General features: G+C 39.4%; 19 protein-coding genes. 3 read left to right on the top strand and 16 right to left on the bottom strand.

Annotation, left to right across the window (positions count from 1 at the left end; genetic code table 11):
* The first annotated feature begins 66 nt into the window (after nucleotides 1-66).
* On the top strand, nucleotides 67-2,181 hold the full coding sequence (locus QZZ41_RS06425) for a polyribonucleotide nucleotidyltransferase (protein WP_295069621.1): 2,115 nt from the start codon (nucleotides 67-69) through the stop codon (nucleotides 2,179-2,181).
* Between the two features lie 91 nt (nucleotides 2,182-2,272).
* Here the strand turns inward: QZZ41_RS06425 and QZZ41_RS06420 are convergent, their stop codons facing one another.
* From QZZ41_RS06420 to QZZ41_RS06400, 5 genes are read right to left on the bottom strand one after another with little or no spacing between them, the layout of a single operon-like run.
* Entirely contained in the window at nucleotides 2,273-3,676 is a 1,404-nt protein-coding gene (locus QZZ41_RS06420) for an aminopeptidase (RefSeq protein WP_074713917.1), read from the bottom strand.
* A 51-nt stretch (nucleotides 3,677-3,727) separates the two neighbouring features.
* Nucleotides 3,728-4,375, bottom strand: coding sequence for a dephospho-CoA kinase (gene coaE / locus QZZ41_RS06415; RefSeq protein ID WP_295069618.1), 648 nt, complete (start codon nucleotides 4,373-4,375; stop codon nucleotides 3,728-3,730).
* A complete protein-coding gene (locus QZZ41_RS06410; RefSeq protein ID WP_295069616.1) occupies nucleotides 4,372-5,385 on the bottom strand; it encodes an L-threonylcarbamoyladenylate synthase in 1,014 nt (337 codons plus the stop codon). The genes coaE and QZZ41_RS06410 overlap by 4 nt, the downstream gene beginning before the upstream one ends.
* A gap of 5 nt (nucleotides 5,386-5,390) precedes the next feature.
* The gene (prfA, locus tag QZZ41_RS06405; RefSeq protein WP_295069615.1) at nucleotides 5,391-6,464 is read right to left on the bottom strand and encodes a peptide chain release factor 1; all 1,074 of its coding nucleotides are present in this window, start codon (nucleotides 6,462-6,464) and stop codon (nucleotides 5,391-5,393) included.
* A gap of 49 nt (nucleotides 6,465-6,513) precedes the next feature.
* Nucleotides 6,514-6,702 carry a DUF951 domain-containing protein gene (locus QZZ41_RS06400; RefSeq protein WP_074713920.1) on the bottom strand — a complete coding sequence of 63 codons (189 nt, stop codon included), beginning with the start codon at nucleotides 6,700-6,702 and terminating at the stop codon, nucleotides 6,514-6,516.
* A gap of 170 nt (nucleotides 6,703-6,872) precedes the next feature.
* On the opposite strand from QZZ41_RS06400, the gene QZZ41_RS06395 reads away from it, so the two are divergent.
* The gene (locus QZZ41_RS06395) at nucleotides 6,873-7,229 is read left to right on the top strand and encodes a hypothetical protein (protein WP_295069613.1); all 357 of its coding nucleotides are present in this window, start codon (nucleotides 6,873-6,875) and stop codon (nucleotides 7,227-7,229) included.
* An 85-nt stretch (nucleotides 7,230-7,314) separates the two neighbouring features.
* Entirely contained in the window at nucleotides 7,315-8,232 is a 918-nt protein-coding gene (locus QZZ41_RS06390; protein WP_295069611.1) for a S1 RNA-binding domain-containing protein, read from the top strand.
* Between the two features lie 40 nt (nucleotides 8,233-8,272).
* On the opposite strand, the gene pfkA is transcribed toward QZZ41_RS06390, so the two are convergent.
* The 11 genes from pfkA to rpe all read right to left on the bottom strand — a co-directional run bounded on the left by pfkA (nucleotide 8,273) and on the right by rpe (nucleotide 20,623).
* Nucleotides 8,273-9,235: a 6-phosphofructokinase gene (gene pfkA / locus QZZ41_RS06385; protein WP_295069609.1), complete on the bottom strand. Its 963-nt coding sequence runs from the start codon at nucleotides 9,233-9,235 to the stop codon at nucleotides 8,273-8,275.
* Nucleotides 9,236-9,384: 149 nt separating this feature from the next.
* The gene (locus tag QZZ41_RS06380; RefSeq protein WP_295069607.1) at nucleotides 9,385-12,792 is read right to left on the bottom strand and encodes a DNA polymerase III subunit alpha; all 3,408 of its coding nucleotides are present in this window, start codon (nucleotides 12,790-12,792) and stop codon (nucleotides 9,385-9,387) included.
* Nucleotides 12,782-13,705 carry a DNA-binding protein WhiA gene (gene whiA / locus QZZ41_RS06375; protein ID WP_295069605.1) on the bottom strand — a complete coding sequence of 308 codons (924 nt, stop codon included), beginning with the start codon at nucleotides 13,703-13,705 and terminating at the stop codon, nucleotides 12,782-12,784. The genes QZZ41_RS06380 and whiA overlap by 11 nt, the downstream gene beginning before the upstream one ends.
* An 8-nt stretch (nucleotides 13,706-13,713) precedes the next feature.
* Entirely contained in the window at nucleotides 13,714-14,586 is an 873-nt protein-coding gene (rapZ, locus tag QZZ41_RS06370) for an RNase adapter RapZ (protein WP_295069603.1), read from the bottom strand.
* 24 nt (nucleotides 14,587-14,610) lie between these two features.
* Nucleotides 14,611-15,516: a UDP-N-acetylmuramate dehydrogenase gene (murB, locus tag QZZ41_RS06365; protein WP_295069601.1), complete on the bottom strand. Its 906-nt coding sequence runs from the start codon at nucleotides 15,514-15,516 to the stop codon at nucleotides 14,611-14,613.
* A gap of 40 nt (nucleotides 15,517-15,556) precedes the next feature.
* Nucleotides 15,557-16,516 carry an HPr(Ser) kinase/phosphatase gene (hprK, locus tag QZZ41_RS06360; RefSeq protein WP_295069599.1) on the bottom strand — a complete coding sequence of 320 codons (960 nt, stop codon included), beginning with the start codon at nucleotides 16,514-16,516 and terminating at the stop codon, nucleotides 15,557-15,559.
* Nucleotides 16,517-16,556: 40 nt separating this feature from the next.
* A complete protein-coding gene (locus QZZ41_RS06355) occupies nucleotides 16,557-17,759 on the bottom strand; it encodes a putative glycoside hydrolase (protein ID WP_295069597.1) in 1,203 nt (400 codons plus the stop codon).
* 31 nt (nucleotides 17,760-17,790) lie between these two features.
* On the bottom strand, nucleotides 17,791-18,363 hold the full coding sequence (locus tag QZZ41_RS06350; protein ID WP_295069595.1) for an Rnf-Nqr domain containing protein: 573 nt from the start codon (nucleotides 18,361-18,363) through the stop codon (nucleotides 17,791-17,793).
* Nucleotides 18,347-18,982, bottom strand: a complete 636-nt coding sequence (locus QZZ41_RS06345) for an Rnf-Nqr domain containing protein (RefSeq protein ID WP_295069593.1) — start codon at nucleotides 18,980-18,982, stop codon at nucleotides 18,347-18,349. The genes QZZ41_RS06350 and QZZ41_RS06345 overlap by 17 nt, the downstream gene beginning before the upstream one ends.
* On the bottom strand, nucleotides 18,975-19,970 hold the full coding sequence (locus QZZ41_RS06340; protein WP_295069591.1) for an RnfABCDGE type electron transport complex subunit D: 996 nt from the start codon (nucleotides 19,968-19,970) through the stop codon (nucleotides 18,975-18,977). The genes QZZ41_RS06345 and QZZ41_RS06340 overlap by 8 nt, the downstream gene beginning before the upstream one ends.
* Complete coding sequence (gene rpe, locus QZZ41_RS06335) at nucleotides 19,964-20,623, bottom strand: ribulose-phosphate 3-epimerase (RefSeq protein ID WP_295069589.1); 660 nt, start codon at nucleotides 20,621-20,623, stop codon at nucleotides 19,964-19,966. The genes QZZ41_RS06340 and rpe overlap by 7 nt, the downstream gene beginning before the upstream one ends.
* Nucleotides 20,624-20,753 lie beyond the last annotated feature (130 nt).

The raw sequence follows: 20,753 nt of genomic DNA, 5'->3' as shown, positions 1-20,753 counted from the left end.
TCTTACTTTTACCTCTAACTTCTAAAAGCTCTCCTCTGATAAATATAAATAAATGGAGGAAAACAGATGTTTGAAAATTACAGAACTTTTGAAACTACCTATGCCGGCAGACCACTTATCGTTGAAACAGGTAAGACTTGCGGTCTTTCCAATGGTTCATGCTGGGTAAGATACGGTGAAACTGTTGTAATGGCTAACGTTACAGCAAGTGCAAAGCCAAGAGAGGGCGTTGATTTCTTCCCTCTTTCAGTTGACTATGAAGAAAGACTTTATTCTGTAGGCAGAATCCCGGGCTCATTCACAAAGCGTGAGGGTAAGCCTTCAGAGAAGTCGATCCTTACTTCAAGATGCGTTGACAGACCTATTCGTCCACTCTTCCCTAAGGATATGAGAAATGATGTTTCAGTTGTAATGACAGTTCTCGCAGTTGAGCCTGATAACTCTCCTGAGATTGCCGGTATGATCGCAACTTCTATTGCAATTTCTATTTCCGATATTCCGTGGAAGGGTCCTATTGCAGGTATCAATGTAGGTCTTGTTGACGGTGAGATCGTTCTTAATCCTACTCTTGAACAGAGAGCTAAGACAGATCTTGTCCTTACAGTTGCAGGTACTGCTGAAAAGATCGTAATGATCGAGGCAGGCGCAAACGAAGTTCCTGAGGATACAATGCTCAATGCTATTCTTACAGGTCACGAAGAGATCAAGAAAATGGTAGCATTTATCAATGATATCCGCGCTCAGATAGGTAAACCAAAGTTTGAATTCGAGTCAATGGAAGTTGACCATGATATGTTTGATGCTATCGAAGCATTTGCTGCTGACCGTGTAAAATTTGCTCTTGATACAAACGACAAGAATATCCGTGACGAGAGACTTGCTCCTATCGTTGACGATATCCACGCTAACTTCGACGAAAAGTACCCTGAGCAGATCGCTATGATCGATGAGTGTATCTATAAGCTCCAGAAGAAGATCGTTCGTAACTGGCTGTATGAAGGCAAGCGTGTTGACGGACGTGGTATTGATGAGATACGTCCTCTTGCTGCTGAAGTTGGAGTACTCCCCCGTGTTCACGGTTCAGGTCTCTTTACAAGAGGTCAGACACAGGTTCTTACAATCGCTACACTCGGTCCTGTAAGCGATGCTCAGAAGATAGACGGTCTTGACGAAGAAGATTCAAAGAGATATATGCACCAGTACAATTTCCCGAGCTATTCTGTTGGTGAAACAAAGCCAAGCAGAGGTCCCGGACGTCGTGAGATCGGTCACGGTGCTCTTGCTGAGAGAGCTCTTGCACCTGTTATCCCACCTGTTGAAGAATTCCCATATGCTCTCAGACTCGTTTCAGAAGTACTTTCATCTAACGGTTCTACATCACAGGGTTCTATCTGCGGTTCTACACTTGCTCTTATGGACGCAGGCGTACCGATCAAGGCTCCTGTTGCAGGTATTTCCTGTGGACTTATCACTAAGCCTGACAGCGATGAATTCATGACAATGGTTGATATCCAGGGTCTTGAGGACTTCTTCGGCGATATGGACTTCAAGGTTGGCGGTACACACAAGGGTATTACAGCTATCCAGGTTGATATCAAGGTTGACGGTCTTACACCTGCTATCATTAAGGAAGCTTTTGAAAAGACAAGAAAAGCTCGTATTTATATTCTTGACGAGATCATGCTCAAGGCTATCCCTGAGAGCAGACCAACTGTCAATAAGTATGCACCTAAGATGCTCCAGACTAAGATACCTGTTGACAAGATTCGCGAAGTTATCGGTCAGGGCGGTAAGGTTATCCAGAAGATATCTGCTGACTGTGATGTTAAGATCGACATCAGCGATGACGGTAATGTATTTATCAGCGGTGTTGACGGAGATAACGCTAACAAGGCACTCCAGATAATCCATACAATTGCTAACGATCCTGAAGTAGGTGCTATCTACAAGGGTAAGGTAGTAAGAATTATGGACTTTGGTGCATTTGTTGAGATCGCTCCGGGCAAGGACGGACTTGTTCACATCTCAAAGCTTGATAAGCAGAGAGTTGAAAAGGTTGAGGACGTAGTTTCTATCGGTGACGAGATCGTTGTAAAGGTTACAGAGATCGATCGTCAGGGTAGAATAAACCTCTCACGTAAGGATGCTCTTGCAGATATTGAAGCAAAGAAGAATAACTAAATATAACGAAATCCGTGTACAAATGTACACGGATTTTTTTCATACTCGATTATAAAAAACTCCTCGGTTAGTCAGAGGAGTTTTTACTATATTAGTCAGCCATAAATACTGCAAAAGCTTTGTAAGCCATATATGTATCGATTTTGGATACTATTTCATATGGTGCGTGCATTGAAAGTACAGGTACTCCAAGGTCTATCGTATCAACATTAAGGTTAGCGATATAAGCTGCAACTGTACCGCCGCCACCTTCATCTACCTTGCCAAGCTCACCTGTCTGCCAAATAACATTCTCTTTATCCATAAGACGTCTTATACGTCCTGTGAATTCAGCAGAAGCATCAGATGTACCTGCTTTTCCTCTTGCGCCTGTATATTTTGTAATAACAACACCGTGATTTATGTATGCACAGTTATTTCTTTCATTTACCTCAGGGAAAGTAGGATCAAATGCAGCATTAACATCTGCTGAAAGGCACTCAGAAGCAGAAAGCACCGTTCTTGCATCAGAGCCTAAATTTTCAGCTATATCAGCTATAAAGTACTCAAGATATGCTGATCTCAGACCTGTATTGCCATCGCTTCCAGTTTCTTCCTTATCTGTAAGAACTGTAACTACCGTATGCTTCGGCTTTTTGCAATCAACTGTAGCAATTAATGCAGGATACGCACAAACCTTATCATCATGTCCGTATGCACCTACCATGCTTCTGTCAAAGCCGATATCCTTTGCTTTAAAAGCAGGAACTGCCTCAAGCTCTGATGAAATAAAGTCAGACTCTGTAATTCCGTACTTTTCAAAGAGTATATTCATAATATTAAGCTTTACAGAACCACTTTCCTCATCATCTTTGAAAGGACGTGAACCAATAACTATATTGAGCTGCTCACCAGCTATTCCCTTAGCCATTGGCTTCTGCATCTGAGCAGATGCAAGATGAGGAAGAAGATCGGTAACACAAAAAACAGGATCTTTATCATCTTCACCTATATTTACAGGAACTGTAGTTCCGTCAGCCTTTATTACAACACCGTGAAGCGCAAGTGGTATCGTTGTCCACTGATACTTCTTGATACCGCCATAATAATGAGTCTTAAACAGAGCCATTTCTGTATCCTCGTAAAGCGGATTTTGCTTCATGTCAAGTCTTGGTGAATCAATATGAGCTGCACAAAGTCTTACACCTTCTGTGATAGGAGCCGTACCGATAACTGCCGCAAGTACAGCTTTACCGCGGTTGCAGCGATATATCTTATCCCCTGCTTTGAGCTTCATACCTTCTTTAAACTCAACAAAGCCCTTCTTCTTCAGAAGGTCTATAGAATATATAACTACCTCACGCTCAATCTTGGACTTATCCATGAAATCCTTATAGCCTTCACAAAATTTATCGCAGGCTTTAAGTTCTTTCTCTGAAATAAGATGATAAGCGTTTTTTCTCTGCACAAGAAGCTTTTCTTTAAGCTTTTTTACTGCATCTTTTTTTTCTGCCATTAATGTATTCTCCTTTCGCAGAAATATCTATAATCAGCTGTTACAGCTGTATTATTGCACTTGTACGGGAGTCTGTTTGTTATTATACAGCTCTCTTATCTTATCTGATACCTCACACGCTATTCCGTTTACAGTATCAATATTGCCATTGTTATGAATTATATAATCCGAATGACTTCTGAAAAAATCTTCATTAAGCTGTGAATTCATCCTTCTTCTTGCCTGATCCTGAGTCAAACCATCGCGTGAAATAATGCGCTTTTCTCTTATATCAGCATCAGCAAGCACAGATATGATTATCTCACAGAAATCATCTGCACGGCTCTCAAAAAGAGTCGGAGCATCAAGAAGAATAAGCTTTTCGCCTTTCATTGAGTGAACTCGAATCTGACGAAGTATCTCACCTGTGATATAAGGATATGTAATTGTATTCAGAGTCTCAAGCTTTGCTTTATCCGAAAAAACAATAGCTGCAAGAGCTTTTCTGTTAAGTGTGCCGTCACTGCTTATAACACTACTTCCGAAGAAATCAGCTATCTCATCAAGGCACTTTGTACCTTTCTCTACAACTTTACGTGCGACCTGGTCTGCATCGATTATAGAAAAACCATTTGAAGCAAATACCTTTGAAACGGTACTCTTACCCGCACCTGTCTGTCCTGTAAGTCCAACGACCATAACTCCATTCAGAGAATTCATATCCTTATCACCTCGAATCCTGCCGCCCTTATAAGACGGTTATATACTGCAAGTCCCACTCCACTTGTTTCAGGAGCACGGACATATACCTTTTTTGCACCTGCATCATCAAGCTCACGAAGACGCTGAAATAGAAGATGAGCCTGTTCGGAACTGTCTTTTCCGTATGTCATATTTCTGTAAGGAAATACTTCGCTGTCACTGTTAAAAATAAGAGAATAAACTCCCTCACCATTATGCTCACCTACATACGATATAAACTTTTCAAGATCACTCTCGACCATGATTATATCAGCCTTGGGTGAATAGTGCTTATACTTCATACCAGGAGAAGCAGCTTTCTGACCTGCTTCCAACTCATGCAGTATCGCATGGTCTATTATGACCTCACTGCAAACCTGTTCAAGCATTTCCTTTGTAATGCAGCCTGGACGAAGAATTCTTGCTGTATTTTCACTTTCAATAGCTATAACTGTAGACTCAACACCAAACTCAGAACTTCCGCCGTCAACAACAGCTGAGATCTTACCGTTCATATCTCTCATAACATGAGCAGCAGATGTCGGACTAGGATATCCTGAAGTATTTGCTGAAGGAGCAGCTATAGGACGTCCTGATAATTCTATTATCCTGTGCATAACTTTATGAGACGGCACTCTTATACCAACTGTATCAAGTCCGCCTGAGGTAATCATAGGTATCCTATCATTTTTAGGAAGCACAATTGTAAGCGGACCAGGACAGAATTTATCAGCAAGCTTAAATGCAAGCTCAGGTATAAAGCTTGTATATTCCGAAGCCTGTGAAAAGTCAGCAAGATGAACTATGAGAGGGTTATCGGCTGGTCTGCCTTTTGCTTCAAAGACTTTTCTGACAGCTTCCTCATTTGAAGCATCAGCTCCGAGACCATAAACAGTCTCAGTAGGTATACCGACGATATTCCCGTTTTTAATAAATTCAGCCGCTTTTATAAGGTCTGCTTCATTATCACTAAGTAAAACTGTATCCATAAAAACTACGCTTCCTGATTTGCGAGCTTGGCAGCCTGATCGGCAGTAGCAAGCGCATCAAATACTTCATCAAGATTTCCGTTGAGAATATCTTCAAGTCTGTATATAGTAAGCCCTATACGATGATCTGTAAGACGTCCCTGCGGATAATTGTAAGTTCGTATTCTCTCGGAGCGGTCTCCTGTTCCGACCTGCATTTTTCTCTCCGATGCGATTTTTGCGTTGTGCTCCTCCTGCATAGCTTCGTAAATTCTTGAGCGCAGAATTTTCATTGCTTTATCTTTGTTCTTATGCTGGCTTCTTTCGTCCTGACACTCCACCACAACATTTGTGGGGAGATATGTTATTCTTACAGCAGACTCTGTTTTATTTATATGCTGTCCGCCTGCACCGCTTGCGCGGAAATAGTCAATTTTTAAATCTGTGGGATTTATCTCAAGCTCTACATCATCAGCTTCAACAAGTACCGCCACAGTTACTGTAGATGTGTGTATTCGTCCCTGTGATTCAGTTTCGGGAACTCTTTGTACACGATGTACTCCGCTTTCGTATTTAAGGCGAGAATAAGCTCCTTCACCTTCTATCGAAAAACTTATTTCCTTAAATCCACCAAGTTCGGTTGGATTTGCATTTAATATTTCCTGCTTCCACCCCATAGTCTCAGCATACATCGTATACATTCGGTACAGTGAATTTGCAAAGAGTGAAGCCTCTTCGCCGCCTGCACCGCCTCTTATCTCAATAATAACGTTTTTATCATCATTTGGATCTTTCGGAAGTAAAAGTATCTTTAATTCCTGAGTTATTGAATCTATATCTTCACGGGATTCTTCAAACTCAGCCTGAGCCATTTCCTTGAAGTCCTTATCAAGACCGCCGCTGTCAAGCAGCTCTTTAGCTTCATCAAAGGAAGACTGTGCCTTTTTATACTCACGATACTTTTCAATTATAGGTGTTAGATTTTTGTATTCCTTCATAAGCTGAGCATACAGCTTATTATCATTTATTATTTCAGGGTCAGATAATTTATCGCTTATCTCTTCGTATTTCTGCTCCATCAAAGCAAGTTTTTCAAACATTCAGTATTCTCCTTAATGCTAAAATTATTACAAAAATTAATGGAGAAAGCTAACCCTCATCAGCGTGTTTAACGCTTCGGATACTCTTTTCAATCTTATTTCTTGCGACCATAAACTCTCTTGCGCATTTCACACAGCGAAGTCTGAAATCCATTCCTGAGCGTATCACATACATTTCATTACCGCCGCACGGGTGATTTTTTTTCATTGTAAGTGTATCTCCAGGTCTGATATCCAAAACAGTATCCTCCTTCCGAAAAAATGAAAAATCGTACATTTTTCATTATACCCCAAATTCGCTCTTAAATCAATATTTTAGAAGTATATTTTTTTCATTTTGGTGAAAAATAATAAAAACTTCACTTTAAACATATTGAACACATACAAAAATGGAAAGGAATTATAAATATGATTTCAAGAGTTACTGCCGAATTTGAGTCTCCCGAACTTGCCGAACTGGCAATGAAAAGAGTAAAGGAAAGTGTGGACTATGTGTATTCAGCCAAAATGATATATAATAAAATCTCAGACAGAGCATTAAAACTAAGCAGAGGCACAAGTTTCTCTATCGTTCCGACTTACTGTAATACACACACAAATTTCCTCACAGCTGTAATGGAATCCCCTGCTTCCCGTGATATTATCCCCGAACCAGCAAGGAGCAGAAAGACTTCTGCCTGTATTATTTGTGGAAGTGCGGCTGTCGATAATGTAATATCAGTTTTAAATTCTATGGGAGCACTCAATATTAGATTTGCTCAATAGCATAATCGAATTTGCCTCCGCATAAAATTTAAAGTCAGGACTGTTCAAAAGAACAGTAACAACAGTAAATTACGGAGGTACAAACATGAATTACAAACCCGAAGGCTGTATCTTTGACACCTTTTCCAATCAGAAATATATATCATCACCAGAAGGCCTCAGCGAAGCAATGGAAAAAGGCATTATTCTTGAAGCTAAGGCTGTTTTATGCACTATTTCACATGATCTTATAATAGATCTGCCCTGTGCTAAAGGTATAATTATTCGTGAGGAAGGAGCTTTAGGGATCTCAGAAGGAACGACACGTGATATCGCCCTGATATCACGTGTCAATAAATACGTATGCTTTAAAGTGAGATCTCTTAAACTTGATGAAAATGGTGAATTATCAGCAGTTCTTTCACGAAAAACAGCTCAGGAAGAGTGCATGAGAGAATATATCTCAAAATTAGTATCAGGAGATATCATTGATGCTCGTATAACTCATTTTGAAAAATTCGGCAGCTTCGTAGATATTGGTTGTGGTATCCCCTCGCTGCTTCCAATCGATGCTATGTCCGTTTCACGAATATCACACCCGTCAGACCGCTTCAAAGTCGGACAAATGATAAAGGTAATTGTAAAAGCAAATGAAAATAATAAAATATATCTTACCCATAAAGAGCTTCTTGGCACATGGAAAGAAAATGCAAATTGTTTCAAAGCAGGAGAAACTGTTCCCGGTGTAGTACGTTCAATTGAGGAATATGGCATTTTTGTCGAACTATCCCCTAATCTTGCAGGACTCGCCGAACCCAAAGACGATGTTTGTATAGGTCAAAGCGTAAGTGTCTACATAAAGGCAATTCTTCCTGATAAGATGAAAGTAAAGCTTATCATTGTAGATGTTTGCGGCGATAAGACAGAACCTAAAGAGATCAATTACTTCATTCAGTCAGATCACATCAACCAATGGACATATTCAACTGATAGTTCTTCTAAAAATATAATAAGTGTTTTCTAACTAAAAATGCACCTGTAAAAACAGGTGCATAATTATATATTTAGAATGCGATTTCTTCAGCGATATGATGAAGCTTTTCATCATATTCCTTATGCATTGAAAGTGCTTCCTGAATATCGTAATCAACGATCTTGCTGTCCTTGATACCAACAACACGATTTCCAATGCCCTGCTCAAGAAGCTCTACAGCATAGTAACCCATTCTTGTAGCTTCAACTCTGTCTCTTACAGTAGGTGAACCACCTCTCTGTACATGACCGAGAATTGTTGATCTTGCATCAATGCCTGTTTTTTCCTGAAGCATCTTAGCAATTTCATCAGAGTGACCAACGCTCTCAGCAACGATTACAACAAAGTTCTGCTTGCCCTTTGCTTTCTTAGCAAGCATTGTATTTGCGATCGCATTGATATCATAAGGAACTTCCTTTGTGATGATATCTGTAGCACCACAAGCAACACCTGTATTTACAGCAATATGACCTGCACCGCGTCCCATTACCTCAACAACAGAAATTCTGTCGTGTGACTGAGATGTATCACGAAGCTTATCAGCCATTTCCATAGCTGTATTCATAGCTGTATCAAATCCGATAGTATAGTCTGTGCAAGCAATATCATTATCGATAGTGCCTGGGAGACCTATGCAAAGAACGCCCATTGCTGAAAGATCAGCTGCACCTCTGAATGAACCGTCACCACCGATTACAACAAGTCCTTCGATACCAAGCTCATCAAGCTTAGCCTTACCCTTTGCAACACCCTCCTGTGTTCTGAACTCAGGGCATCTTGCAGTATAAAGAACTGTACCACCTCTGTGGATAATATCAGAAACGCTTCTCTCGTCCATCTTTACGATGTCACCATTTAAAAGACCAACATAGCCTCTGCGAATTCCGTAAACTTCCATTCCCTTGCTAAGAGCCGATCTGACAACTGCTCTTACAGCGGCATTCATTCCTGGAGCGTCTCCTCCACTTGTTAAAACACCGATTTTCTTGATCATACATATTCTCCATTCTGCACTTGGCATATATTGTTTAACCCACAGATTTACTGCGGCATAATTCCATACTCTTATATTTTACTACTTTGTATAAAAAATGTCAAGAGTATTCCTTATTTTTTCTTATAAAACTATTTTTTCTATCTTTTTTACTGAATTAGTCCTATTTTTGCGGTATCATATATATTTTTCAGCTCTTCATAGGATTCTTTTGATATCTTCAGACTCAATTTTGAACGAGGGATAACTGTCTTTTTTATATCAGAAAGATAACAGCATACCACTGTATCACCTTTATATTTCTTACAAAGCTCCGTAAGCTCATTTTTTATCGCTGTATCAGCAGACTCAGCTTTTATGCATAGTTTCATATTTGATACATGACGTTCAAACTCGGTTTCGGCAATAATTGCTCCGCATATGACAGTTACACGGTCATCTTTTACCGAAAGCTTTCCGTTTATAAGAACAACTGCGTCAGTATTCAGCTTTGAACCGTTTATCATGAAAAGATCAGGGAAAACAACTCCTTCCATCTCTCCCGTTTCATCTGCAAAAGTCACAAAACACATCTTATCGCCATTTTTCGTGATATGAAGCTTTGAACTTTCTACAGTGCATATCAGCTTTATGCTCATACCGTCTTTCATATCTGTATGAGTGATGATATCGTTGATCTTTTGTGCGTGCATTATTTCCGAAAGCCAGTTATACGGTGCAAGCGGATGTCCGCTCAGGTACATACCTGTTGCATCTTTTTCAAGCGCAAGCAGCGTTTTTTCGTCGTATTCCTGCTTATATGGTACGCGTACATTCATTTCGGTCGTATCTTCTCCGTCAAGGAAATTAAGCTGCCCCTCAATAATTCCCCTTGTGCCTGCACCTGTCATGTCCAGTATTGACTCATAGCTTTCCAGCATCTGCCTGCGATTTAAACCAAGTCCGTCAAATGCACCTGCTTTGATAAGGTTTTCAAGTGCCTTTTTATTAAGCTCTCTTCCCCCTACACGCTCACAGAAATCCTGTAATCCGTAAAAATTACCATTTTCATTTCGTTCAGTTATAATCTTGTCTGCAAGTCCGCTTCCGACATTCTTTATTGCAAGAAGTCCGAAATATATCTTTCCGTTAGCATGAGTAAAGTTCTTATTGCTTTTATTGACATCGGGCTTTAGAACTTCTATGCCATATTCCTTGCAGGAATTTAGATACTCTGCAAGTTTGGCACTTGCCCCCATTACGCTTGACATAAGTGCCGACATATATATTCCGCGGTAATGGCACTTTAGATATGCGGTCTGATAAGCAAGATAAGCATAGGCTGCTGCGTGAGATTTATTGAAAGCATAAGACGCAAAGCTAACCATTTCATCGAAAATCGAATTGGCTATATCCTCCGAAACTCCGTTTGCAGCTGCACCCTTTACAAAGCTCTCACGCTCTTTCAGCATAACGTCATGCTTTTTCTTAGCCATTGCACGGCGTACTATATCTGCATGACCATAGGAATAGCCGGCAAGCTTTCGGCATATCTCCATTACCTGTTCCTGATAGACCATACAGCCATATGTATCTTCAAGGATATCCTTTAAAATAAGATGCTTATATGTCACCTTATCGGGATGATTTTTGTTCTCGATATATACAGGTATTGATTTCATAGGACCTGGACGATATAACGAAATGATAACGATAAGATCTTCAAGACGTTCGGGAACAAGCTCCATAACACGAGCTGTCATGCCTTCGCTTTCAAACTGGAATACGCCTTGCGTATCTCCTTCAGACATCATCTTATATACGCTTTTGTCATCAGTAGGAATATTGCTTATATTAAAATCAGGTTCAAAACGATGTATTTCTTTAACTGTATCTCTGATTATAGTGAGATTTCGCAAGCCAAGAAAGTCCATTTTCAGTAGTCCGAGCGACTCAAGAACGCCCATTGTATACTGAGTGACAACTGTATCATCATTGCGCTGCAACGGTACAAGATCAATAAGCGGAACAGCAGATATAACAACTCCAGCTGCATGAGTAGAAGTATGACGCGGCATACCTTCTATTTGTTTCGCAAGATCAATAATATTGCGCACATCTCTGTTTGTATGATAAAGTGAGTCAAGTTCTTCACTTTCTTTCAGTGCCTCATCGAGCGTTGCACGAGGATCGATCTCTTTTGCCACTCTGTCACACAGTTGATAGGATATTCCAAGAACTCTTCCTACATCTCGTACAGCCGCACGTGCTTTCAAAGTATCGAAAGCTATTATCTCCGATACATATTCCTTTCCGTACCTCTGAACAACGTAGTCCTTTACACTTTGTCGTCCTTCGATACAGAAGTCAATATCAAAGTCGGGCATACTGACACGTTCGGGATTGAGAAAACGTTCAAAAAGAAGATTGAATTTTATAGGATCAATTCCTGTGATACCGATGCAGTAAGCACATAAGCTGCCTGCACCAGAACCTCTTCCCGGACCTACCGGAACATTATGTTCACGGGCATATCTGATAAAATCCCATACAATAAGGTAATAATCGGTATAACCCATTTTTGTTATCACATCAAGCTCATACTCCATTCGCTCGATGACTTTTTCATCAGGAGAAGTGCCGTATTTCTCATACATACCTTTACGGCAGAGCTGTCTGAAATACTCCTTATTGTCATTAACTCCGTCTATATTGAATTTTGGCAGTTTAATATTTCCAAATTCAAAATCAACATTACATCTTTCAGCAATAGACACTGTATTTGAAACCGCTTCTTCGTGTCCCTTAAAAAGTTCTGCCATTTCATCTGCTGTTTTTATATAAAATTCGTCCGATTCAAACTTAAGAGCATTCGGATCATCAAGAGTTTTACCTGTCTGAATACAAATAATAACACTCTGCGTTTCCGAATCATTTTTATTGATGTAATGACTGTCATTTGTTGCAGCAAGAGGAATATTTGTCTCTGCTGAAAGCTTATATAAAAGCGGAAGTATTCTTAATTCGTCCTTTATACCGTGGTTTTGAACTTCAATAAAAAATTTGTTTTTGCCAAAAAGGTCGCGGTATTTAAGTGCGACTGCCTTAGCTTCATCGTAATGACCTTCTACAAGGAGACGCGGTATCTCACCTGCAAGGCAGGCAGACATACAAATAAGACCGCTGTGATATTTCTGCAAAAGCTCAAAATCTACACGCGGTCTGTTGTAAAAGCCCTCTATACTTGCAAGAGATACAAGCTTAACAAGGTTTTTATACCCCTCATTGTTTTCACACAAAAGAATAAGGTGATACGGAGATGCATCAAGTTTCGGTTCACGATCATGTCTTGTCCTTCTTGCAACATAGACCTCACAACCGATTATCGGCTTTATACCTGCTTCACGTGCTGTATTCCAGAACTCAACAGCTCCGTACATATTGCCGTGATCTGTAATCGCTACGGCTGTTTGTCCAAGCTCCTTAACTCTTTCAATAAGCTTTTTTATACGGCAAACGCCGTCTAAAAGGCTGTATTCGGTATGAACATGAAGGTTAACAAATTCATCATTTCTCATGTTTGATACCTCCGCATCTTATCTCGTCTGCAAGCTTTGCAAGCTTCTTGAATCTGTGATTAACACCTGATCTGCTTATTGGCTCACTAAGATTTTCACCTATTTCCTGCAAACTCATATCAATATTTTCAAGTCTCATCTCAGCTACCTCACGCAGTTCATCAGACAAGCTTTCAAGTCCAAGAGAATGATCTATCAGCTTGATATCTTCGATCTGCTTCATAGCAGATTTAACGACCTTATCAATGTTAGCAGCGTCGCAGTTTGCAATTCTGTTAGCTTTATTTCTTATATCCTTATAAATTTTCGTATTCATAAGTTCAAGTGTACACTGTGTAGCACCAATAAATGTCAGCGTATCCTCTATGGACTCACTGCCCTTGATATAAACTATATTCTGCCCTCTGCGAAGCATTTTCTTAGCGTTTACACCAATATCATTGAGCAGCATAAGAAGCTGTTCGGATATTCCTTCCTCAGGACAGGCGAATTCAAGATGATATTCCTTTGAAGGATCATTTACACTTCCACAGGCAAGAAAAACACCTGCTGTAAAAACTCCGAGACTATTTGTAGCAATAATCTCGGAGTCTATGACTCTTTCATAACCTGATATTTTATATTTTTCAAAAACCGCTAACGCTGTTTCGCCTTCAATGTCATATGAGTGCAGAACTGTACCGTTTTTGCGTATGTGTACATTTTCTGAAAGCTCAATATGGAATACAGCTTTAAAAAGAGACTTAAAAAGTTCCGCAGAAGTACCGCTTTCACTCTGAAAACATATTCTTTCACGGGTAAGGGTACGACAAAACAGCAACATTCCGTAAAGGCAGGCAAATCTCTTGTCTTTATCATTTACAGAGGAGCATATCTCGTGTCTTACATCATTTGAGAACGAAATTTTGACCACTTCCTTACTCAGAATTTTCTGTCCTTAGTTATATCTCTGTGATACTTCTGCACCTTATATTCTTTTTCGATAAGATGATCCGCCATTAACTCGGCAAAAGTTATGGAACGGTGCTTTCCGCCTGTACAGCCAAAAGAGATAACAAGCTGACTCTTGCCTTCAAGTACATAAAGAGGTATAAGATAATCAATAAGATCAGTAAGCTTTGCGAAAAGCTCCTTAGACTGATCAAAGCTCATAACATAATCCCTGACACAGCTGTCACAGCCTGTATGATTACGAAGTTCCTCGATATAAAACGGATTTGGCAGACATCTCACATCAAAAACAAGATCTGCTTCTGTTGAAACTCCGTATTTAAAACCAAATGACATAACTTTTATAATAAGAGAATCCGAACTTTTTTCAAGAAAAAGTCCTTTGACTTGTTCTTTAAGCTGGGAAGAAGTGAAGTTTGATGTTTCTATGTAATAATCAGCTATCTCTCTAAGCTGTGATAGTTGTTCCCACTCATAATTGATAGCATCATGTATATTTCCGTTGAATTTATCGGAAAGAGGGTGTCTTCTCCTTGTTTCCTTATATCTCTTCAGCAGAACATCATGATTAGCCTCGATAAAGAGAACCTTTACATCAACATCGCTTCGATTTTTCAGCTCCTGCCATGAACGGAAGATCTCTGCAAACATATCACCTGTTCTGATATCAACTGCCACAGCTATTTTATTTATATCCGATTCGGACTGCCTGCACAGATCAACAAACTGTGTTATAAGCTTTGGCGGAATATTGTCGATACAATAAAATCCAATATCCTCCATAACGTCCATAACACTTGATTTACCCGATCCCGACATTCCCGTTACAATCAAAAGCTGCATAATAATCTCCTTTTTGAAAAGAGTTTACTGAAGGATAACAGGCTCAAGCTCAAGCTGATAGCCTGTTTTCTCCTTTACTATCGTTTTAACTTTGTCACAAAGCTCAAGTACATCAGCACAAGTAGCGTATCCTTTGTTAATAACAAAACCACTGTGTTTTTCACTTACCATAGCACCACCGCAGGTAAGTCCTTTAAGTCCGCACTGATCTATCAGAAGCGAAGCATAACTTCCTTCGGGACGCTTGAAAGTACTTCCTGCACTTGGATATTCAAGAGGCTGTTTAGAGCTTCTTTTAGCCATACATTCAGACATTGCTTTCTTAATATCATCTAAGTTGCCTGATTTCAGTTCAAGAGTAACAGATGTGATAACATTTGTTGTTCCCGAAAAAAAGCTTTGTCTGTAAGACAGCTGCATATCATCTTTGCTTATGGTACGAATCTCACAGTTTTCATCAATGTACTCAGCAGAAATAACAACATCCTTCATTTCACTGCCGTAAGCTCCTGCATTCATATACAATGCACCGCCAACAGTTCCCGGGATACCGAAAAGATTTTCCATGCCTGTAAGCCCTAACTGCTGAGCACGAACACAAGCTGATGCAAGAAGGACACCTGCATCACACTTTATTGTATTACCATTTATCTCCATATGCGAAAAATCGCTTCCGAAAAGCAAGATAACACCGTCATATCCATCATCAGAAACAAGCACATTACTTCCTCTGCCGAGGATACCATATTTTATACCGTTTGCTTTCATATATCTGATAAGCTCGGCTGCTGACTTTGCAGAATTTACACTGATAAGAGCTCTGCAAGGTCCGCCGAAACGAAATGTTATATAATCACTGAGCGAACACTCAGGTGTAATCCTGCACCCAAGCCTTTCGCAAAGCTTTGATAATTCATTTATGTCTATCATTATTTCCCCCTGGATCATATTAGTATGTAGTTCTTCATTATCAGAATGCGTCATAATCACGAACAACTTCCTTAGGATCTGATTCCATTCCAAGACGGTTAAGAAGCTCACGGGCAGCATTATAGCCCATTTTCTTCTGTCTGTTATTCATAGCTGCTACTTCAAGGATAACAGCAAGGTTACGTCCCGGTTTTACAGGGATAGTAAGTGAGGGTATCTTTACACCAAGCAGGCTTACGAACTCTGTATCAACGCCCATTCTGTCATATACTTTTTCGGAATTCCACTGTTCAAGCTCAACAACAAGATCGATCTTTTCTGTCATCTTAACAGCACCGATACCGAAGAGTCTTCTTGCATTTATGATACCGATACCTCGAAGTTCAAGGAAGTGTCTGATATTATCAGGAGAGCTTCCTACAAGGCTAATATTCGATACCTTTCTGATCTCAACAGCGTCATCTGCAACAAGTCTGTGACCTCTTTTTACAAGCTCGATAGCTGTTTCGCTCTTACCTACACCGCTTTCACCTGTAATAAATACACCTTCACCGTATATCTCTATAAGAACGCCGTGTCTTGTTATTCTTGGAGCAAGTGTGAGATTAAGGAATGCAATAAGACCTGCTATAAAGTTAGAAGTGCTTTCCTTGCTTCTGAGAAGCGGTACTTCATACTCCTTTGCAAGCTCAAGCATTTCCGCAAAATACGGAAGTTCTCTTGTAATTATAAGAGCAGGGATACGCTGAGCAAAAAGAAGCTGTAAACGCTCACGTCTGGTCTTTTCGTCAATAGTTGAAAGATAGGCAAACTCCATTTTGCCTATTATCTGGATACGCTCGGGATTAAAATACTCATAAAATCCCATAAGCTGCAAGCCGGGACGATTAACATCATTTTCATCGATCATGATCTCATTTGCGTCTTTATGAATAAAGATCGATTCAAGCTTGAATTCTTCGATCAACTTCTGAAGAGAGACTTTAAAATTATCTGCCATAACAAACTCCATTCTCCGATCTGTGATCGGGAGTTATTTTTTAGCCGAGTACATATGAATCGAACCCGTATTCGACTATTTCATCCTTTGCGTCAAGAAGATCCTGAGTACTTAGAGTTTCACCTGAAACTCTTACAGCAACATTGAAATCTTCAACATCCTCACTTACAAGATCAAGCATTTTCCTTACATTATCTGCCGTTGTGCCTGTAAACTCGTATACCGTTTCATCTGTATACACACCATAGCTGATAGTATCAAGGTCAATATTCAGTATTACAGAGTTTACTTTAAGCAGCATTGGCTGAAGTATATCTGTTTTTCCTTTAAGAAGATCCGAGGCGTTTACCTCAAGTATCATAGAAGAGCCCTTGCTCATTATTGTTTCATACATCGTATTGGCTGCCGACGTAAGAGCCATATATCTGTCAGCACTTACGACCTTATCGCCAAGGTATTCCACATCGCTTGGTCTGAAATCAGGAAAGATAAAATCATAGCATACAACTTTATCAAAACCTGCTTCAGCGACCTCTTCAACGATATCATTATTATAGTTTACAGCTCCCTGTGAAAAGGGATTCATCCATGGCTTTCCGCCTGCTTCTACGCTATTATCTATCCACTGTGAACCATCCTCAACAGTAAGATAGCTCATATCACGGAAATAATTAGGCACAACATTATCATAAAATGTACTTACAGTTGCAACCGGCTTATAACCTGCTGAGGATATTGTCGAAACTATATCACTGAGCTTACACGATGAACGGACTATGCCCGACGAATTTGCATAATAATTATTTGTTGCGTAATAGATATCTCCTCCGCTAACTTTCAGAGGAACTTCTACATATTTTATATCCTGATCAACAGGAACGCGCTTCAAAGCAGCTTTTACTGCTTGAATGTCTGAAATATCCAGCGGATCAAGCGTATATGCACGATATTGTTCTGCACTTTGTACAGGGGCAACAGTTAAAGTAGGCTCTTCTGTAATAGGCTGACCATTTTCATCGGTTGCTGTTTCATTCTCTGAGATAGTTGATGTCGGTGAAGTATTATCACCTTTTTTCTTTGAATAGTTTATCAGAGGCTCAGCTACACTGTATCCGATAAAACCTATTCCGCCGATAAGCAGAACTGTCAGACCTACAGAAAAAGCTTTCCCAACAGGACTTTTACCATAGTAATTCTTTTCTTTGGTCTTATAGATCTTCCTACCTTTATTTTTGAACTTCATTAATTTACTCTCCTATATCAGTATATTGCAATTATTTAAGTGAATATACTGCCATTGATATAATTCCAAGATATATAAGCATTGCAGGGAATCCTCTGAAAGAAGCAGGAACTTTTGCAGAATTCAGTTTTCTGTAAGCTGCTGTAAGAATGAGTGCTGCAATAATAAAACCTATTCCTGCTTCAAATCCGGCAGAAACATATCCCCCGAGTTCAAATAAAGAACTGTCCATTGACGCTCTTTTGCTTATTGTAAAAAGCGTTCCCATAACTGCACAGTTAAAGGCAGATACATGAATATATTTTCGGAAATCCTCAAAGTAACTTCTTCCCACATAATAAACTGCTGTAAGGAGAAGTATATAGAGTATACCGATTATCAATGTATAAAATAATAATCTCAGATCAGAAAACGATGCCGGAAGTTCAGCATCTATCAAATAAGCCGCAGCTGAACCGATAGTCGTGAACAGCGTTATCACACAGGCTGTACCGACAAGATTTTTTTTGCTTCCTGCTGCAATAAAAATTGTACTTGTTCCCAAAGCCTGAGACAATATAAGGTTAGCAGCAAGCAGCGTAATAAGATCATTTATCAGAAACACTTGCTTCACTCCTTATCTGTCTGTGATCTTTTGATACAAGTGAACGTATAAATCTGTATACACCACACATCAGTCCGAGGAATATAAATCCTCCGAAAGGCTGTGATAGTCCGCTTATAAGTGTATTCACATCAACGATCTTGCTATTTATAGTACCATATGCAAAAAGCTCACGTAAAAAGCCCGTTAACAGCATAACCGCATCAAATCCAATAATGCAGAATATTAGCGAGATCATCATATCAAGCTTTTTCATTTTAAAGAACTTCGCTTCAGTCTGAAAAACAATAAGTGAATTTACTGCAAGAAGCGGATAATATATGCCAATTCTTTCTATAGAATCAGGATAGAACTCCTCAGCAGCAAGTTTTACAGGTATATAAACTGCCGCAGAGATAAGTGCATAAATGATTATTTTTGCAGTATAAGGCAATTTTTTCGGAACAAAAGAAGAAATAAGAACCGATAAAAATGTTATGGCTGAAAAAGCATATATGAGAGCAAGAGCATTTTTCAGCGTATCACCGCATATTATAACGGGAGAAATGACCATAAGTCCCGAAAGGACGATATTATCATGAAGAATACCGCCGAAGAGATTTTTCTTGCGACTATTCACTTACAGTCATCTCCTTTCCTGCTGTTACATTCTCAGAATCTTCATTATCTTCCTCAGATGTATGTTCAGAAGCAGCCTTTTCGATCCGTTTTTCAAGATTTTTAAAGCCAAGAGCTATAGGAGTAAAGAGGACGGAAACAATGACTATAGCATTTTCTTTTGCCATTGTAAGCACAAGTACATAAGATATGACACCTATGAAAAGTCCGTAAAAAAAAGCATAATAGTTTCTTTTGGGCGCGATCCTGATATCTGACACTATATATATAGCCGAAAAAAGAACCATATTCATAACAAGAGAATATTTGAAAGAATCAGCCCTTGAGCTTATCATAGGAGTAACACAAGCAAAAAATCCTGTGCCGAATATTGTTCCGATAAACGCTCCAGCTGAAATACTTCTTCTGAAAATAAGAACTACAGCAGCTACCACAAGGAGAAGTATGCTTACAGAACCGCATGGTCCGCTGAAATTACCAAGCAGCAGTTCAAAATCAGTATGGTCAACATTTCCAGTCATATTAAACGTATGAGATGCAGAATTAACAAGACCTGTTGGTGTCTCAAATATACCTGTCTTTACATGAGGTTCTGTGTACTGCAAAAGCTGATGTCCCCATGAAGTAAGTACAAAAATATATGCTGTAGCCGCAGGCGAAAAGATCATATTCAATCGTCCGCCAAAAACATTCTTTGCAGCAATAACGGCAAAAAGAACTGCTATTACTGCTATTTTGTAATCCATGACAGCAGGAAACATCAGTGCAAGTATCATAGCATCAGATGTACAAGTAAGATCATCTGCTGTAAATCGTCGCTTCATCATTCTGAGGGAAACAATTTCAGCAATGAAAGCTGTAATAACACAAACTCCTGCAAGCACTACAGAACGTATTCCATAATAGAAATAAGACATAAGTTCCAGCGTGAGAAGAGTTATCATGATATCAAGCCAGATAAGGCGTTCTTTTCTTGCTTTTTTCAGCATGACTTGCCTTCCCTGAGAACAGCTGCTGCTGCCTTCATATCATCTGATTTAAAAAGATAACTTCCCGAAACAAGAACATTTGCCCCTGCATTCAAGACAATAGATGCAGTTTTATCATTTATACCGCCGTCGACCTCAATATCTGCCTCAATTCCAAGTGAGCTTACTCTTTCTCTTATTTTTCTTATCTTATCAACTGTTTCAGGCATAAAACTCTGACCGCCAAATCCTGGCTCAACAGTCATAACAAGAACCATATCAAGATACGGGAGATATTCATAAACATCTTCCGCCGGGGTAGCAGGCTTAATAGCGATCGCCGCCTTTATACCACATTCTTTGATTACTTTTATTGTTTCAAGTGTATCACTTTCACTCTCAATGTGAAATGATATAATATCCGCGCCAAATTCAGCAAATCTTTTTACATATTTTAAAGGATCTGCGATCATAAGGTGAACATCAAGTGTCATATCTGTCGCACTTCTTACCTGTTGCAGAACAGGAAGTCCGAATGTAATATTATTGACAAATATGCCGTCCATTACATCAAAATGCAGCATATCAATATCACTTTTCTCAAGTTTTCTTATTTCATTCCTAAAATCGAGCATATCTGCACTCAGTACAGATGCTGAAACATAGTTTTTCAAATAATCACTTCTTCCGTATTTTGACCGCCTGTTTCAGTAAGCGATAGTAAATCTTTCTTAATCCATACACTATTATTATATAATATTTATCGCAGAACGTCAATATACTTATATTGTTTTTTATTTTATT

It is taken from the genome of Ruminococcus sp., from assembly GCF_016283395.1.
Note: the sequence above shows the minus strand (reverse complement) of the source record. Positions and strands in the feature narration are given on the sequence as shown.